Below are 15,696 nucleotides of genomic sequence, written 5' to 3'. Positions count from 1 at the left end.
GGAGGATCTTTGGCCGGTCCAGGCTTGCTCTTCGTCGTGTCGGGGCCGTCGGGTGCCGGGAAAGATACGCTCGTTGCAGAGCTTCGTAAGCGGTACGACCGCATTCGCTACTCGGTCTCGGCCACGACGCGTCCCGCGCGAGCGGGCGAGGTACACGGTCAAGATTATTTCTTCCTGACCGCAGAGGAGTTCACAGAGCGGCAAGCCGCGAGTGACTTCCTCGAGACGCGAATTTATAACGACCACTCCTACGGCACCCCACGTTCGTTCATCGACCAGACCCTCGAGCAGGGTTACGACGTGATCATGAAGCCCGAAGTCAACGGTGCGCTGGCCGTCAAAGCGGCGTATCCCGACGCGGTCCTGATCTTCCTGCTCCCGGATAAATTCTCACACCTGCGCGCGAGACTCGAAGCTCGCCGCAGCGAGACGATGGCCGAAATCGCGGCTCGCCTGGAGATCGCTCACGAGGAAGTGCGGTACGTACGCCGCTTCGACTACCTCGTCGTCAACGAACAAGCCCACCCCGAACGCGCAGTCGATGACCTCGATGCGATCCTACGCGCTGAGCGCAACAGAATCTATCGCTGGACAGATCAAGCGATAAGGACTTTGGAAGAATCATAATGGCAGAAGAACCGGTTTTTGGAGACTTGGACGGTCTTATGGACCACGTCGACTCGAAGTTCACGCTCGTGAACATCGTGACGAAGCGTGCCAAGCAGCTGAACAACGCCGCGCCAGCCCTGACCGACAAGGTAAATCCGAACAAGCCGGTCTCGACAGCTTTGAGTGAGGTCGCCGCTGGGAAGATCCACTACAAACGCACGCGTGAGGGTATCAAATAAGCCATGTGTGGCATTGTCGGGTACGTCGGCGACCGCGACAGCGTCCCAATCATTTTGGAATCGCTGCGGCGCCTGGAGTATCGTGGATACGATAGCGCAGGCATTGCCGTCATCGAATCGGACGGCAAACTGCGCGGCTCGAAGGCTGAAGGGAAGCTTCAGAGGCTCGCGGAGCGGCTGAATAACGGCGAACAATTGCACGGCGCGATCGGCTTTGGCCATACCCGCTGGGCAACGCATGGCCGGCCTTCGGATGCCAATGCGCACCCGCATCTCGACTGCAGCGGCAAAATCGCCGTCATTCACAACGGCATCATCGAGAATTATTCCCCGCTGCGCGATGAGCTGTTGCGCAACGGACACGTCTTCCGCAGCGAAACCGATACTGAAGTCCTCGCGCACATGATCGAGGCTGAACTTGCTGCAGAAGGCGACCTGCTCGGCGCGTTGCGCAAAACGCTGGCACGTGTGCGCGGCGCGTATGCGCTCGGCGTTCTTTCGCAAGACGCGCCGGACCGTATGCTCTTTGCCCGCAACGGCGCAAGCCCGCTCGTCGTGGGATTCGGTGATGGCGAAACATTCGTCGCGTCCGACACGCCGGCTATGCTGCAGTACACGCGTAAAGTGATCATTCTGCGCGAAGGCGAGATGGTCGAAGTCACCAAGACCGGCGCGCGGCTCATGGACTTTAACGGAAATCCGATCGAACGCGAGATCGAGCAGATCACGTGGGACGCCAGCTCGGCGGAGAAAAGCGGCTTCAAGCATTTCATGCTCAAGGAGATTTTTGAGCAGCCGAGCGTCGTCAAGGAAACACTAACCGGACGTATCGACGAGTCGAACGACGTGCAGCTGGCCGTTGAAACGAAGATCGATGCGGCGCTTTTGCGCGCAATGACGAAGATTTCGATCACGGGCTGCGGCACGGCGTATCACGCGGGCATGGTCGGCATGTATCTGCTGCGTGCGCTATGCAAGCTGCCGGTCGAAATGGAGCTCGCCAGCGAATTCCGGTACGGCGATCGCGCCATGGACCCGCGCACGCTTACGATCGCAATGTCGCAATCCGGCGAGACGGCCGATACGATCGAGGCATGCCGCATCGCGCAGGCCTCCGGCGCGCCGATCCTCGGCATCTGTAACGTCGTCGGTTCGCATCTGACCCGCATCGCGGATGGCACGCTATTTACGCGCGGCGGCCCGGAGATCGGCGTCGCCGCCACCAAGACCTATCTCTCGCAAATCGTCGCCATGGTGCTCTTCGCGCTGTATCTGGCGCGCGTTCGCGGGACGACGCCGCTGGAAGACTTGCGGCGTATCGCCGAAAATACAAAGCTCCTGCCGGCCGCAATCGACGTCGTGCTCAACACGTCGGATCAAATTCGCAAAGTAGCGCGGAAAATTCGCAAGGCGCGCAGCGTGCTGTTTATCGGACGGTATGTTAATTTTCCAACGGCAATCGAAGGTGCTCTCAAGCTAAAGGAAATCTCGTACATTCATGCTGAGGGCTACGCCGCCGGCGAGATGAAACACGGACCGATCGCGCTGCTCGATCAACGCGTCCCGGTCGTCGCCGTCGTAACCGATGGCCGCGTTCGCGAAAAAGTGCTCTCGAACGTCGCCGAAGCCAAGGCGCGTGAAGCGCCGATCGTACTCGTCGCAAATCACGGCGACGAAGATGCAGCCTCTCTCGCGGATCACGTTTTTTGGGTGCCGCGCGTCGACGAGCTGCTCTCACCGCTCGTCAACGTCGTCCCCTTACAGCTGCTGGCATACCATATCGCGGATATCGACGGCAAAGACGTCGATCAGCCCCGCAATCTCGCCAAGACCGTTACGGTAGAATGATACAAGCCTCAGCCACGGAATTGCGCGAGGACGGAAGGCTTCCAACCGACCTTCGACCCGTTTTGATCGAGCCGAACTTTCTCGAATTTGCCGAAGGCAGCGCGCTGATCACAGTCGGGCGCACGCGTGTCCTTTGCGCAGCGACGCTCGAGGAACGCGTCCCGCAATGGATGAAAGGCCGCGGAACCGGCTGGATTACCGCCGAATACGCGATGCTGCCGCGTGCGACACAGGAACGCACCGCCCGCGAGAGCGTCAAAGGACGTCCCGGCGGACGGACGCATGAGATCCAACGTTTGATCGGCCGCGCGCTTCGCGCGGTCACCGACATGAGCGCCCTCGGCGAACGCACGCTGTGGGTCGATTGCGACGTGATTCAAGCTGACGGGGGAACGCGCACCGCGGCCATTACAGGCGCGTACGTCGCGATCGCGCTCGCGTTGCACAAACGTTTCGACGGTTCAAAGTGGCCACTGCGCGCACAGATCGCGGCTACGTCGGTCGGCATCGTAGAAAACCGTTTATTGCTCGATCTCGCCTATACGGAAGACAGCCGCGCCGAAGTCGATATGAACGTCGCCATGACCAGTCACGGCGAACTAGTCGAAGTGCAGGGCACCGCCGAAGCGCATCCGTTCTCGCGCTCCAAGCTCGACGCGATGCTCGACCTCGCAGCGGCCGGCATCCAAGAGCTCTTCACCGCGCAGGCGCGTGCGATCGACGCAGGGAGAGCCGACTCTGGCTCTTGACGTGGGCCGGCTCCGCGCGCTGGTAGCGCAAGTTGCCGAGTTTCGCATCCGCGATCGCGCAATGACCTCGGCGCAAAAAACGATGGAAGCGATCTTGACGGAACGTGAACCGACGGAAGAAGAGGTCGGCCGGTACCGGTGCGCTGTCGAACGCTATTTCTCGGGATTCGTACGCGAGGCGCGTCAGCGGCTGGACGAGCTCGATCGCCGGATCACGCAGGTCAATCAGGTCCAATTCAACCTGCAGGCAGAGCGCGGCGTCGCATTACGGCGCGTCGAGCTGACGCAAGGCGTCCTTTCCGGAGTCGCTGAACTCGCCAACTAAATGGCAGCAAATCCGCTCGAAAGCGTCGGCCGTGAAACGACCGATTTGCTCGAGTATGTCGGCGGCGTCGCGCTGCTCGGAGGCGAATCCGCAAGACTGATCGCCGGGCTGCGCATTCGCGTCGCCGAGACCTTCAATCAGGCCTATCTGCTCGGCGTGCAATCCTGGTCGATCGTGCTGTTGACCTCGCTGTTCACCGGCATGGTGATCTCGCTGGAGTCGGCGGTGCAAGCCGTGCATTACGGCTTTGGCAGTTTGGTCGGCTCGGCGGTCGCATTTGGGTCGTTTCGCGAGCTTGGCCCGATGCTCTCGGCCGTCGTCGTGGCGGGCCGCGCCGGCGCCGCGATCGCAGCCGAGCTCGGCTCGATGGTGATCACGGAGCAGATCGAGGCGCTCGAAGCGCTCGGGCTTTCACCGGTGCGCATGCTGGTCGTCCCGCGGCTCGTCGCAATGCTCCTGATGCTACCGGTGCTCACGATCATGGCCGACATCGTTTCGATTCTCGGTGGAGCCTGGCTCGCAAATCAGGTCGCGCATATAGACTACGACACATTTTTGACGTCGATTCGCCAAGGTGTAGCCATCTCGGACATGCTGCTCGGTTTGCTGAAGACATTCGTGTTTGCCGTCATCATCGTTCTGATCGGGTCGTATCAAGGCTTGCGGACGCGACTCGGTGCGGCCGGCGTCGGCATCTCGACGACCGGTTCGGTAGTCATCTCGATCATCTTGATCTTCATCACGAACTTTTTGCTGTCGTACATTTTGTTCGGCAGCAATTTCGGAGGCGGCTGAGATGGCCGTCATCGCGCGCCTCGACGACGTCACGCTCGCGTATGCCGAGCGCGTCGTGCTGCAGAATCTTACGCTTGATATCGTCGAGGGTTCGATTACGTGCATCGTCGGACTCTCGGGTGCCGGAAAATCGACGATCCTGCGTCTGCTCAACGGACTGCGTAAGCCGACCCATGGACGCGTGTTCGTGAAGGGTCAAGATCTCACTCAGCTGACCGAACGCGAGCTCGTGAACCTGCGCCGGTCGATCGGGTTCTCGTTTCAATTTGCCGCGCTCTTCGACAGCCTGAACGTCTATGACAACGTCGCGCTGCCGTTGCGTGAGAACATGCACCTCCAGGACGACGAGATTAAACCGCGCGTCACCGAAGCGCTCGAGACGGTCGGACTCGCGGGCACGGAAGAGAAGTATCCCGCCGAGCTTTCGGGCGGCATGGTCAAGCGCGTCGGTTTTGCGCGCGCGATCATCACGAATCCCGAGGTCGTTCTCTACGACGAGCCGACAACCGGATCCGATCCGATCATCACGCATCTCTTGACCGATACGATCATGCACTTGCGTAAGAAGATGAACGGGACCGCGGTCGTGGTCTCGCACGACCTACAGAGTATCTTCATGATGGCGGACTATGTAGCGATGCTTTTCGAAGGCGCGATCATCGCATACGGGACCCTCGCCGAGATGCGCTCATCGATCAACCCGATTGTCCAACAGTTCTTGCAAGGAAGCGAGGTCGGACCGATTCCCATATGAGCAGACAAGCTATCGTCGGAGCGTTTACGCTCCTTGGCCTCGTCGCAATCTTTGCGGTTTACTTCGTCCTCGCGAATTTTTCTGCGCGCGTCAACGGGTATCAGACGGGAATTCATTTCGCAAGCGCCGCCGGCCTCACAAAGGGCGCGATCGTTTACGAGAGCGGCGTCCAGGTCGGTACCGTCTCGGAAATCCAGATGCTCGACGACTTCACCGTCGACGTCGTCTTGCAGGTCGCCAGCTGGGTCGACATCCCACGCGACTCGGATTTCATCATCTCGGCGCCGCTGACGGGGTCCTCGACGCTCACCATCGTCCCGCCGCGGAAGAAGAAGGAACAGCTCGCGCTGCTTCCGCGCTACGTTCTGCCGATCGATCAGCAGCCGCGCGGCAAGGAACCCGTATCGATCCAGGAGCTACTTGAGTCCGGTCGCGGCGAGCTAAACAAGTTCGACGCGCTGTTGACTGACCTCACCCGGCGCGAGCCCCACCTCATGGATCAGCTCCAATCCGCGATCGCCAACGCCAATGCGCTTGCTGAGACCGCCAATGGAGCAATGCAACAGCTCTCGCACAAGGGTCTGGCCTTGACCGATACGCTTCAACGTTCGCTCGACACGGCGAGCGCCAGCATCGTCGATCTGACCGGTCAGCTCGATTCGACGGTTCGCCGGAACGGCGGCCGGATCGATACGCTGCTGACGTCGTTGAATCGAACGGCAGATTCGCTCGCAGTCGCCACCGACTCACTCAAGAGCATGGCGACCAACCCACAGTTGCGCGCGCAATTGACGGATACGGTCTCCCATATTCAGATGGCAACGGCGAATATTGCGACGCTGACGTCCGATCTGCGTAACGCCACCGAGAATCCGCAAACGCAGGGTCAGCTGCGTGACACGCTGGCTCATATCGATGCTGCAACGCAGCGTGCCACCTCGCTGCTGGGCGCTCTCGGCGGCACGAGCTCCGTTTACGGCGTCGATGCGGGCGCGACGTCCCCGCCAGCGAGCGCTCCGATCATGCCGCCGAGTCCGTCACCGTACGTTCCGTCACCGACTCCGAGCGGCGTTAAGCAGCAGAGCGGCGAGTTTCACATGACGACTGCGCTGCGCAACCGCATCGGCGACCTCGCGAAGAACCTGATCGAAGTGCAAATCCGGCTCGACGAGCTGACTCCCAAAGCCGCCGACGTGCCGAACAACGCGTTACTGTCAAACGATAAGGGACCGCAGAGCGACTTTAATGTCGTCGTTCTCCCGCACTCCGAGTCGCAGGTTTATGCGGGCGTGAACGATCTCTCCGGAAGCCAAACTTGGAACCTCGCTCTGCGTCAACAGGTCGCGCCGGGCGTCTTGCTTGGCGGCGGCATTCTGTACTCGCGACTCGGCGTGATGGGACTCATCTCGAACAAAGTCTTCGGGTTCGAAGGTCTCGCGTACGATCCGCGCTACGGGTTCGTCGATGCGTACTTACGCTTGCACGCGACCGGGAACATCGACCTCTTTGCGGGTGAACGTGACTTACTCCATTCGGAGCGCCGCACGGTCTACGGTTTGCAATATCGTCTTCTCGGAGGATCCTCGGCCAGGCCGTGATCCCACTCAGAGCGGGAACGCGAACTCCGACGTTCCCGTTTGTAACATACGCTCTGGTCATCGCAAACGTTGCGGTCTTCCTTCAGGAATTCTACGCGCCGAACACCGACGCGTTCATCGACGCATTTGCGCTCATTCCATATGACGTCACGCATGGTGTCGTGCTCGCCGCGCCGAGTCCACCAATCCCCGCGCTGACACTGTTCACTGCGATGTTCTTGCATGGCAGCTTCCTGCACATATTTTTCAATATGCTGTTTCTGGTCGTGTTCGGGCCGGCGATGGAATACACGTGCGGATCGTTCGGCTATCTCGTCTATTATTTGGTCTGTGGGATCGTCGGCAACATCGCGCAGGTCGCAATCGATCCGGGCAGCCACGTTCCCGCGATTGGAGCCTCCGGCGCAATCGCGGGAATCTTGGGCGGCTACATCGTGATGTATCCCACCAGCCGTGTCGGGACGGTCATTCCGATCGGCTGCTTTCCACTCTTTTTACGCCTGCCCGCGATCCTCGTCATCGGCCTCTGGGCTGCCGTACAGTTCGCGCACGGTTGGGGCGCCATCACCCATCGGGCGATGAGCGAGCAGGGCGGAGGCACGGCCTATTTCGCGCACATCGGCGGCTTTGCGTCCGGCGTAATCCTCTTGCCGCTCTTCCGAAGAGCGACCCTACGCGCACGACGAAGATAAGGCTGAGCATGGAACGGCAAGAGAAGAAGAGACGAATCGGGATTTTGGGCGCCGGAGCGCAGGGAGCGCTCTTTGGTTGGCATCTGGCTGCTGCCGGCGACGTGACCTACCTGGATGTCCGATCGGAGCTTTGCGCAACGCTCGAACGCGACGGCGTCACCGTCGAGGGCCGGACACCGCGAAGGGTGCGCGCCGCGACCGATCCGTCCGCGGTCCTGGAGTCCGACGTGATCTTCGTGTTCGTCAAAGCGTACGACACACTGCGCGCGCTCCGTCCGCTTGGTGGCCGGCTCGATCCGGCGACGACGATCGTCTCGCTGCAAAACGGACTTGGCAATGAGGAAGCGATCAAAGCTGCGCTTGGAAGTTTCGTAGCGCTCGTCGTCGGCGCGACGACGGAGATGTCGATTACAGAAGGCGACGGCGTCGCCGAACGCATCGGGGAAGGACGTACCGTCATCGGAAGCGCCGGCGCATCATCCGGCACCGTCGAACAAACAGCCGCGCTGATTGCATCCGCGGGTCTCGACGTGCGCGTCGCTTACGACATTCGCTCGCACTTGTGGGGCAAGCTGATTGCAAACGCAGCAATCAATCCGCTTAGTGCGCTACTCGATTGTCCCTCGGGAACGATTCTCGAAGATGCCGACGCTTCGTCGCTCGCGCGCGCGATCGCACTCGAAGCAGCAACTGTTGCCCAAGCCGCGCGCATTAAGTTGCCGTTCGCCGATGCGTGGACGTACGTTCGCGAGATCGTCGAGTCGACTGCGGGCGTGCGGAGCACGATGGCGATCGACCTTGCAGAAGGGAAGCGAACCGAGATCGACCAGATCAGCGGCTCGATCGTTGCGGCCGGCAGACGCTCGCAAACCCCGACGCCTTACAACGAGTCGCTGTTGCGATTGATCAAAGCGCGCGAACGTGCCGCGACCGTCGAATCAACGCGAGCTAGCGTTTAAGCGCGACGTTCTCGACGGCGACGAAAAGGGGCGGCTGTAGACTCGTCCATCGTACTTCGTGCGTGGGTTTCCTCAAACTCGCTCCGTATAAGCTCAGCCGAAAGGTGCGTGTAGATTTCCGTCGTCGCAGTGCTCGCGTGGCCAAGGAACTCTCGAAGAAAGAGAACATCCGCGCCCCGTTCCCGCATGTGTGTTGCAACGGAGTGCCGCAGGATGTGAGGATGCGCGTTCTCGTCGGAGATGCCGGCGAGAAGCATGTACGTACGCACGACTTTATAGACTTGTGATTCGCTTATACGCGCCTTGGCTCGGCCTGTAAAAAAAGCACCGGTCGGCGACGGGGGACGGAGATCCGCATATCGCCTCATGGCTTCCGCGGCATGCGTCGTCAACGGTACGTAACGAACTTTGTTGCCTTTCCCAAGCACGCGCATGCTGCGGCGTTGCAAATTGACGTCCGCCTCGTTCAATCCGACGAGTTCGGAGCGTCGAAGCCCGCTCGAATAGAGGCATTCCAAAATCGCTCGATCGCGCGCAATTTGAGCGGCATCGAGGCCGGCCGGCGGCGCCATGGTTAACACCCGGCGAACCTCGTCGACGTCCAAGACTCCCGTCAACTCACGGCGCCCGAGCTTGGGCACCGGTATATCGCTGGCGGGGTTATCAGCGCGCCGCCCCGAGAACCGAACGAACCGGTAGAACTTCCGAAGACATGAGACCTTTCGGCGAATCGACCGGTGCGCATACCGTCGCGACCCTTGAAGCCAGCGCGTATAGCCAATCAAATCGGTGGCGCTCGCTTTTTCAAGCCGATCGTACGGCGGCTCGCGATGCTCCGCGGGATCATCGTTTTTGCCAGACGCAAGAAACGACCCCAAATGCTCGAGGTCACGTTGGTAGGCAACGATCGTTCGGGGTTGCTGGCCTTCGCGAACCAAAGAGTCCGCGAATTCGTCGATAAGCGGATCCTTGGATCGGAAATCGGCCGCCTCATATCGCCTCGTTCGGGCCATGCTTCTCCTCACCAACCCAGTAACGATAATCTATATTTCCGTTACTCAGGAAGAGAAGAAATCCCTGTAAATCGCTATTTTCTTCAAATTGGGCGCGCTAACGCCGGCATTGAAACTCAGCCCACTTAACAGACCTCTTCATCCGTCGCTGTTAGTTCGCAGGGCACTTTTGTCGTATTCGGAACGTTCCCAGGCCACACGTCCAAACACAGTACGGACGAGTCTTTTATATCTGCTTAGGAGGCTGCATGGGAAAGTTTGCGCTGTCGCGCAAGGGATTTCTGAAGGGGACGGCAGTCGCGGCGGGAGCGGCGACATTCGGAGCTCCGGCGTTCATACCACGGCTCGGGGAAGCCGCTGACCAGATCAAGATCGGTGCCATTGATCCGCAGACCGGGACGTATGCCGCGCTCGGTAAGGACGAATTCAACGGCATGCAGCTCGCGCTCGAGGCCTGGAATAAAAAGGGTGGCGCGATGAATCGCCAGGTCGTTCTCCTCATGGAAGACTCGGCTGCCGACCCCGGCGTCGCCGTCCAAAAGGCGCGCAAGCTCGTCAATCAGGACAAATGCGTCGCGCTCATCGGAAGCGTGTCAAGCGCGGTTTCTCTTTCAGTTGGGGGTGCGGCGAACTCGATGGGCGTCCTCTACATGGACTCCGGCGGTCACACCGACACGTTCACGATGAAGGAATGTCACTGGAGCAGTTTCCAGATCTGCCACCCAACCTGGATGCTCACGCACGCGACCGGTTCGACCTTCTCGAAGTTCGGCAAGAAATGGTACGCCATTACGCCCGACTATGCGTACGGTCACTCGATCATGGAAGGCTACCAAGACGTTGCGAAGCAACTTGGCGCGACGCTGGTCGGGAACGTTTACGCACCACTTGGTACCAGCGAGTGGGGATCGTATCTTCCGCAGCTCGCCTCTTCTGGCGCAGACGTCTTCATCTGCAATCCCGGCGGTAACGACTTCGTGACCCTGATGCAGCAAGCCGGCAGCTACGGGATCCTCAGCAAGATGAAGGTCGGCGGACCGCTTGCGGATCTCGAGAACTTCTGGGCGCTGCCGAAACCGGCGCGAATTGGGTATTGGGGCGTCGAATGGTACTACGACAGCGATTTGGTCTTGGGTAAGAAGCCATCTGCTCACGCCTTCGTCGCCGAATACCGCAAGCGGTTTAAATTGCCACCCTCTCCACGTAGTGCTTTCGGCTACCTCGGAATGGACATGTTACTGAACGGCATCAACACTGCCAAGAGTACCGACGCCGTCAAAGTTGCAAGAGCTCTCGAGGGCAAACAATTCGACTCGCCGATTTTCGAAGGCGAGGCGTATTTCCGCGCACAGAACCACGCCCTTATGTGGCCGATGTGGGTGGGCAACACCGTAGCGAACGGGACGCCTGGGGATCCCTACAACGTGATGCATATCGAAGACCGGGTTGCGGCGGACAAAATTGCGCCGTCCGTTTCGTCGATCATGGCGGTCTGTAAGCTCGACTATCCCTCGTAACTTCTCTTCTCGGATTCACCAAGGGGCCGCGCTTGCGCGGCCCTAATCTTTTGTCCGTGCAGGACTCGGCTGCATTACTGACATCCGGCATCCTCAAGCTCGTTTTCGGGCCGCGCGAGGGATGGGATTTCGCCGTGCGTCTATGGGACGGCACGACACTGGCGGGTTCCGGCCACCCGCGCTTCACGCTCGTCCTCCGCGATCCGTCGGCGCTCCGAACGGCGTTCACGCCACCGCTCGACCTCAACCCCGGCAAGGCCTACGTCGAAGGCGTCATCGACATCGAAGGCAATGCAGAGGCAGCGGTCGACGTGATGGCGCACGCATTTTCCGACGTCCCCCCGCATCGCATCGCCGCGCTCGGCATCCGGCTGCTGCGCCTTCCGAAGGCGCAGCCGGTCGATAGTCGTCCGCAACTGCAGCTACGCGGGCGAATGCACTCGCGCGTCCGTGACGCCGAGGCGATCGGCTTCCACTACAATCAACCCGTCAACTTCTACCGTATGTTCCTCGGTGAGGACCTGGTCTATTCGTGCGGTTATTACGACGAGGGAATCGATTCACTCGAAGACGCGCAGCGAGCCAAAATCGATTACACGCTCCGGAAACTCCGCGTTCGCCCGGGCGAACAATTACTGGACATCGGATGCGGTTGGGGTACGCTCGTGATTCGCGCCGCGAAGATCTTCGGCGCAAAAGCCCTGGGCATCACGCTGAGCCGGCGCCAATTCGAAGAAGCCCGGCGGCGCATTGCCGACGCCGGACTTGAAGGTCGCGCCGGCGTCGAGCTGTGCGACTACCGCGATTTGGGTGACCGAACGTTCGACAAAGTCGTGAGCGTCGGCATGATCGAGCACGTCGGTCGCTCGCGGCTGGCTGAATATTTCCGGACCGCGCTACGCGTCGTACGACCCGGGGGCTTCTTCTTGAATCACGGCATCGCCGATGAGACACCGCAGCGTCGGGGTTTTCGGTCGAGCGGTTTTCTCGCGCGCTACGTTTTTCCCGACGGTGAGCTGATTCCGATTTCAGACATGCTCGACGTCGCAGAACGAAACGGCTTCGAAGTGCGTGACGTCGAGAACTTGCGCGAACATTACACGCGCACATTGCGCGATTGGATCAATAATCTCGAGGGCAATCGCGATGCGGCGATCGCGGCCACCGACGAACGCACGTATCGCATCTGGCGGCTTTACATGGCGGGCAGCGCCCAGGGATTCAATCGCGGAAGCATGGGGCTCTTTCAATCGCTTCTCGGCAAACCCGACGTCGAAGGCCGGACACCTGTTCCATCGACGCGTCGCGATCTCTATCGGTCCCCCGCTATGCAACCACCGGCGCTCGCCGTTAAGGAGCAGGTGTAGGCAACACTGCGCCGGAGCGAAGCTCGCGCACACGTGAAACAACACGATCTGCGGCTCGTTGCCATGTAAACTCGGTGCGCGCGCGAGCGCTCGCGCGTGCTCCGACTTCACGCCCTTCGTCACGATGCTCGTAGAGATGGCGCATTCTTTGCGCGAGCGCCATACGATCGGGCTCGAGAAGCCAACCCTCGGCGCATAATTTGACGTCGTAAACGCGATCGCCGATCGAACGACGCCGTGCCGGTATGCGATACGCAGTTGAATCGTCGAGGAAATCGTCGGCTGCACCGCCGGCGGTCACGATCACGGGCAGACCACACGCCATTGCCTCCAGAATAGGCATGCCGAATCCCTCGCCCCGGTATGGAAACGCCAAGCAATCGCAGCTGCGATACAACGCTATAAGCTCCGCCATCGTAAGATCGCGATCGTTATAGACGATCTCCGGACTGCCCGGCTGACGCTGCGCTGCGAAAATCTTTTCGCGCTGCGTCACCATGCGATAGAATCCGCCGAGTCCGAAATCTTTGACGATCAGCGTAACGTCGTCGTCCGGACGAAAGGCAGCAAGATACGCATCGAGCAGCACGTCGATTCCTTTGCGCTCCAGCGTTCCGCCGATAAACAGGAACTTGAAGCTCTTCTTCGTCCCGAGGTCGTAGCCGCCGGGCTCTCCCGGCGAGAAAATGTCCGGATCGACACCGTTCGGAACGACAAGCACGTTCGCGGGATCGAAGCCGGCCGCGAGATACAAATCACGCACGTAATTTGACGGACACCAAACCTCATCGACGCTCTGCCGCATCGCCGAGACCCAACGTGCCGGAAGCGCGCCATATTCCCAAGGCTGAATCTGTACGTATCGCTCGGTAGGCGGGCGTTCAAAACTCGGATCGCCACACGGATGGCGGACAAAAACGTCGCTTGCGACAGGCGTGCGGTCGATTCGCGCACGCATTGCCTCAAAACGCGGGTCGGCAGCCACGAACGGTTCGGCCTGCGCTTCGTCCGGCCGGAAAACGACCTGCAGGTCGGCGCTCGCAGCGAGAATTCTGCCGAGCTCGCGGTTGATGATCGACATCGAGTTGAGCGTCTGGAGCTCGCCTTCCCAAACGAGCAGCGGACGTTCGCGTGAGGGTTTCAGCTTGTCAACCAGCGGAGCATACGGTGCACGTGCAACGCAATACGTGTCCTTTTGTCCGGCGGGTTCGTAGCCGGCACTGATCACGTGCATTTCGAGATCTTTGAGCGCCTCACGCAGCGTCACGAGCGGATACGGACGCTTGTGACTTATTTCAAACCAAAAAAGACGGTCCCGAACCTCGGGGTTCTCCCAGTTCCAGGCGCGCAGGACGAGCAATCCGTCCGGCTTGAGGGCGCGTTTACATGCGCGTAAAAACTCGACGACTTCGTCGCCCCACATCGTTTCGAGTACGTGCGCGACGTGAATCCCGTCGAAATCCTGTTCGTATTGTAAGACGGTCTGAGCGTCGCCGAGGATGGCTTCGAGACCCCGCTCACGCGTTTGCTTGACCATATCCGGATCGTGGTCGATACCGACGCCGCTAATTCCACGCTCGCGAAGCAACTCCAGAAAAACGCCGGTCCCGCATCCGAAATCGAGGACGCGCGTGCACGTTGTGAGGGCCTCGACATACGTGTGATGCCAGAGCTTGAAATCGTTGTCTTGCTCGGCGGAACGATGGAAGAGAGAAAACCGCTGCCGCCCAGGCGGCATCGGCCGAAGATTAGCGTCGCTCAGGAGACGTAACTAACGTTGACGCTGCAACCGGCGTCTTCCGCCGCTTGCAATACCGCCAGAACGTTTTCGATCTCCGTGTCGACGTCAATGATTTGATCCGCAGTAATTCCGGCGGGCGCCGCGTTGTTCCACAGAACCCGGCGGGCCGTTTCGAGCGCGAGGCGCAAACGCTGCGGAGTCGCTTCCAAAACTGACCAATCCTCTGCAGATTCGGCAGGAACGACGCGCCAACCGACGCCGACGAGCGCTAACTCGTCGTCGTACGCATGCGGCACCGCACCAAGCGGCTCAATCGAACGCCGCTCGGATGCCGTCAGCGGCACGTCCGTCTCTGTTAGACGCAGCACGTACCGATAAAACGACGGGCTGCCGACAGAGCAACCTCCGACGGCCGACCCGACGTTGATGCTGACCATTGCGTTCAGGGTTCGCCTCGACTGGCTAGCCCGGCCTCCTAGGCTGGAATGAGGTCGAGCTCACGCACGGCATCTCGCTCCGCGCGAAGCTCGGACAGCGTCGCCTCGAACTTCTTCTTCCCGAATTCGTCCTGCGTAATTCCTTCGACGATCTTCGAAACGCCGTTCTCGGTGCGCGACGGATACGAGAAAATCAAGCCCGGATCGACGCCGTATTCACCGGTCGAACACCGGCAAACAGAATACCATTCGCCCGCCGGCGTAGTGTGCGTCAAATTGTAAACGCCCGTAATCGCGGCATTTGCCGCGGAAGCCGCCGACGATGCGCCGCGCGTTTTGATAACTTCCGTTCCGCGGTTCTGTACGGTCGTAATGAACTCGCCCTCGAGCCAGGCGCGGTCCTTGATAACCTCAGGAACCGGCTTCCCGCCGATCTTTGCGTGCGCAAAATCGGGGAACTGTGTCGCCGAATGGTTGCCCCAAATTGCCATTTGCGTGAGCTCGCTCACGTCGACTCCCGCCTTTTTCGCGAGCTGTGTTCGTGCGCGCAGCTCGTCCAGCGAGGTCATCGCGAAGAATCGATCCTTCGGGACGCGCGGCGCGTTGTTCATTGCAATGAGACAATTGGTATTACACGGGTTTCCAACCACGAAAACGCGTACGTCGTCGGCGGCGTTATCGTTGATCGCCTTACCTTGCGCGGTGAATATCTGCCCGTTGATGCGCAACAAGTCCGAGCGTTGCATATCGGCTTTGCGCGGGACGGCGCCGACCAAGACAGCCCAATTGATGCCTTCGAACGCTTCGTTCGGATCGGAGCTATAACTGACTTTCTTGAGCAACGGAAACGCGCAATCGTCGAGCTCCATGATCGTCCCGCGGAGCGGCCCGAGCGCCGCTTCCAACTCGAGAAGCCGCAGCTCGACTTCGGTGTCGGGGCCGAACATTTGACCGGACGCGATGCGGAACAGCAACGCATATCCAATTTGCCCGGCGGCACCCGTAATGCCCACCTTAACCCGCTTACTCACTCTGCTGTGCTCCTCGTAATTG

16 protein-coding genes are annotated in these 15,696 nt (G+C 60.1%); 12 read left to right on the top strand and 4 right to left on the bottom strand.

Features of this window, described 5'->3' with window-relative positions:
• Nucleotides 1-9: 9 nt before the first annotated feature.
• The 10 genes from gmk to VGG22_04230 are packed head-to-tail and all read left to right on the top strand — an operon-like array spanning nucleotide 10 to nucleotide 8,568.
• A complete protein-coding gene (gene gmk / locus VGG22_04275) occupies nucleotides 10-627 on the top strand; it encodes a guanylate kinase (GenBank protein HEY1727580.1) in 618 nt (205 codons plus the stop codon).
• Complete coding sequence (rpoZ, locus tag VGG22_04270; protein HEY1727579.1) at nucleotides 627-848, top strand: DNA-directed RNA polymerase subunit omega; 222 nt, start codon at nucleotides 627-629, stop codon at nucleotides 846-848. Before gmk ends, rpoZ begins: the two co-directional genes overlap by 1 nt.
• A gap of 3 nt (nucleotides 849-851) precedes the next feature.
• Entirely contained in the window at nucleotides 852-2,696 is a 1,845-nt protein-coding gene (glmS, locus tag VGG22_04265) for a glutamine--fructose-6-phosphate transaminase (isomerizing) (protein ID HEY1727578.1), read from the top strand.
• Nucleotides 2,693-3,445: a ribonuclease PH gene (rph, locus tag VGG22_04260; protein HEY1727577.1), complete on the top strand. Its 753-nt coding sequence runs from the start codon at nucleotides 2,693-2,695 to the stop codon at nucleotides 3,443-3,445. The genes glmS and rph overlap by 4 nt, the downstream gene beginning before the upstream one ends.
• Before the next feature lies 1 nt (nucleotide 3,446).
• Nucleotides 3,447-3,770, top strand: coding sequence for a hypothetical protein (locus VGG22_04255; GenBank protein ID HEY1727576.1), 324 nt, complete (start codon nucleotides 3,447-3,449; stop codon nucleotides 3,768-3,770).
• Nucleotides 3,771-4,565, top strand: a complete 795-nt coding sequence (locus VGG22_04250; GenBank protein ID HEY1727575.1) for an ABC transporter permease — start codon at nucleotides 3,771-3,773, stop codon at nucleotides 4,563-4,565.
• Nucleotide 4,566: 1 nt separating this feature from the next.
• The gene (locus VGG22_04245) at nucleotides 4,567-5,319 is read left to right on the top strand and encodes an ATP-binding cassette domain-containing protein (protein ID HEY1727574.1); all 753 of its coding nucleotides are present in this window, start codon (nucleotides 4,567-4,569) and stop codon (nucleotides 5,317-5,319) included.
• A complete protein-coding gene (locus VGG22_04240) occupies nucleotides 5,316-6,917 on the top strand; it encodes an MlaD family protein (GenBank protein ID HEY1727573.1) in 1,602 nt (533 codons plus the stop codon). Before VGG22_04245 ends, VGG22_04240 begins: the two co-directional genes overlap by 4 nt.
• Complete coding sequence (locus VGG22_04235) at nucleotides 6,914-7,609, top strand: rhomboid family intramembrane serine protease (protein ID HEY1727572.1); 696 nt, start codon at nucleotides 6,914-6,916, stop codon at nucleotides 7,607-7,609. Before VGG22_04240 ends, VGG22_04235 begins: the two co-directional genes overlap by 4 nt.
• An 8-nt stretch (nucleotides 7,610-7,617) precedes the next feature.
• On the top strand, nucleotides 7,618-8,568 hold the full coding sequence (locus VGG22_04230; protein ID HEY1727571.1) for a 2-dehydropantoate 2-reductase: 951 nt from the start codon (nucleotides 7,618-7,620) through the stop codon (nucleotides 8,566-8,568).
• Here the strand turns inward: VGG22_04230 and VGG22_04225 are convergent.
• A complete protein-coding gene (locus tag VGG22_04225) occupies nucleotides 8,565-9,209 on the bottom strand; it encodes a tyrosine-type recombinase/integrase (protein HEY1727570.1) in 645 nt (214 codons plus the stop codon). The genes VGG22_04230 and VGG22_04225 overlap by 4 nt on opposite strands.
• A gap of 620 nt (nucleotides 9,210-9,829) precedes the next feature.
• Between VGG22_04225 and VGG22_04220 the strand changes: the two genes are divergently transcribed.
• Nucleotides 9,830-11,098 carry an ABC transporter substrate-binding protein gene (locus tag VGG22_04220; GenBank protein ID HEY1727569.1) on the top strand — a complete coding sequence of 423 codons (1,269 nt, stop codon included), beginning with the start codon at nucleotides 9,830-9,832 and terminating at the stop codon, nucleotides 11,096-11,098.
• Between the two features lie 56 nt (nucleotides 11,099-11,154).
• Entirely contained in the window at nucleotides 11,155-12,465 is a 1,311-nt protein-coding gene (locus tag VGG22_04215; GenBank protein HEY1727568.1) for a cyclopropane-fatty-acyl-phospholipid synthase family protein, read from the top strand.
• Here the strand turns inward: VGG22_04215 and VGG22_04210 are convergent.
• Genes VGG22_04210 through VGG22_04200 form a run of 3 tightly spaced genes read right to left on the bottom strand, consistent with a single transcriptional unit; the run spans nucleotide 12,449 to nucleotide 15,674 of the window.
• Complete coding sequence (locus VGG22_04210) at nucleotides 12,449-14,203, bottom strand: methyltransferase domain-containing protein (GenBank protein HEY1727567.1); 1,755 nt, start codon at nucleotides 14,201-14,203, stop codon at nucleotides 12,449-12,451. The genes VGG22_04215 and VGG22_04210 overlap by 17 nt on opposite strands.
• Nucleotides 14,204-14,223: 20 nt before the next feature.
• Nucleotides 14,224-14,643, bottom strand: a complete 420-nt coding sequence (locus tag VGG22_04205; GenBank protein HEY1727566.1) for a hypothetical protein — start codon at nucleotides 14,641-14,643, stop codon at nucleotides 14,224-14,226.
• Nucleotides 14,644-14,681: 38 nt separating this feature from the next.
• Complete coding sequence (locus tag VGG22_04200) at nucleotides 14,682-15,674, bottom strand: malate dehydrogenase (protein ID HEY1727565.1); 993 nt, start codon at nucleotides 15,672-15,674, stop codon at nucleotides 14,682-14,684.
• Nucleotides 15,675-15,696: the final 22 nt, after the last annotated feature.

Source organism: Candidatus Baltobacteraceae bacterium (assembly GCA_036489885.1).
In the GTDB taxonomy this organism is placed as follows: Bacteria; Vulcanimicrobiota; Vulcanimicrobiia; order Vulcanimicrobiales; family Vulcanimicrobiaceae; genus JAFAMS01.
The sequence above is the reverse complement of the archived record's forward strand: the minus strand, read 5'-3'. Positions and strand labels throughout refer to the sequence as shown.

What these genes read in the sequence shown, in the direction of transcription:
- rpoZ (HEY1727579.1), top strand. Translation starts at nt 627, where the DNA reads ATGGCAGAAGAACCGGTTTTTGGAGACTTGGACGGTCTTATGGACCAC.
- glmS (HEY1727578.1), top strand. Translation starts at nt 852, where the DNA reads ATGTGTGGCATTGTCGGGTACGTCGGCGACCGCGACAGCGTCCCAATC.
- rph (HEY1727577.1), top strand. Translation starts at nt 2,693, where the DNA reads ATGATACAAGCCTCAGCCACGGAATTGCGCGAGGACGGAAGGCTTCCA.
- VGG22_04250 (HEY1727575.1), top strand. Translation starts at nt 3,771, where the DNA reads ATGGCAGCAAATCCGCTCGAAAGCGTCGGCCGTGAAACGACCGATTTG.
- VGG22_04245 (HEY1727574.1), top strand. Translation starts at nt 4,567, where the DNA reads ATGGCCGTCATCGCGCGCCTCGACGACGTCACGCTCGCGTATGCCGAG.
- VGG22_04240 (HEY1727573.1), top strand. Translation starts at nt 5,316, where the DNA reads ATGAGCAGACAAGCTATCGTCGGAGCGTTTACGCTCCTTGGCCTCGTC.
- VGG22_04230 (HEY1727571.1), top strand. Translation starts at nt 7,618, where the DNA reads ATGGAACGGCAAGAGAAGAAGAGACGAATCGGGATTTTGGGCGCCGGA.
- VGG22_04220 (HEY1727569.1), top strand. Translation starts at nt 9,830, where the DNA reads ATGGGAAAGTTTGCGCTGTCGCGCAAGGGATTTCTGAAGGGGACGGCA.
- VGG22_04210 (HEY1727567.1), bottom strand. Translation starts at nt 14,203, where the DNA reads ATGCCGCCTGGGCGGCAGCGGTTTTCTCTCTTCCATCGTTCCGCCGAG.
- VGG22_04205 (HEY1727566.1), bottom strand. Translation starts at nt 14,643, where the DNA reads ATGGTCAGCATCAACGTCGGGTCGGCCGTCGGAGGTTGCTCTGTCGGC.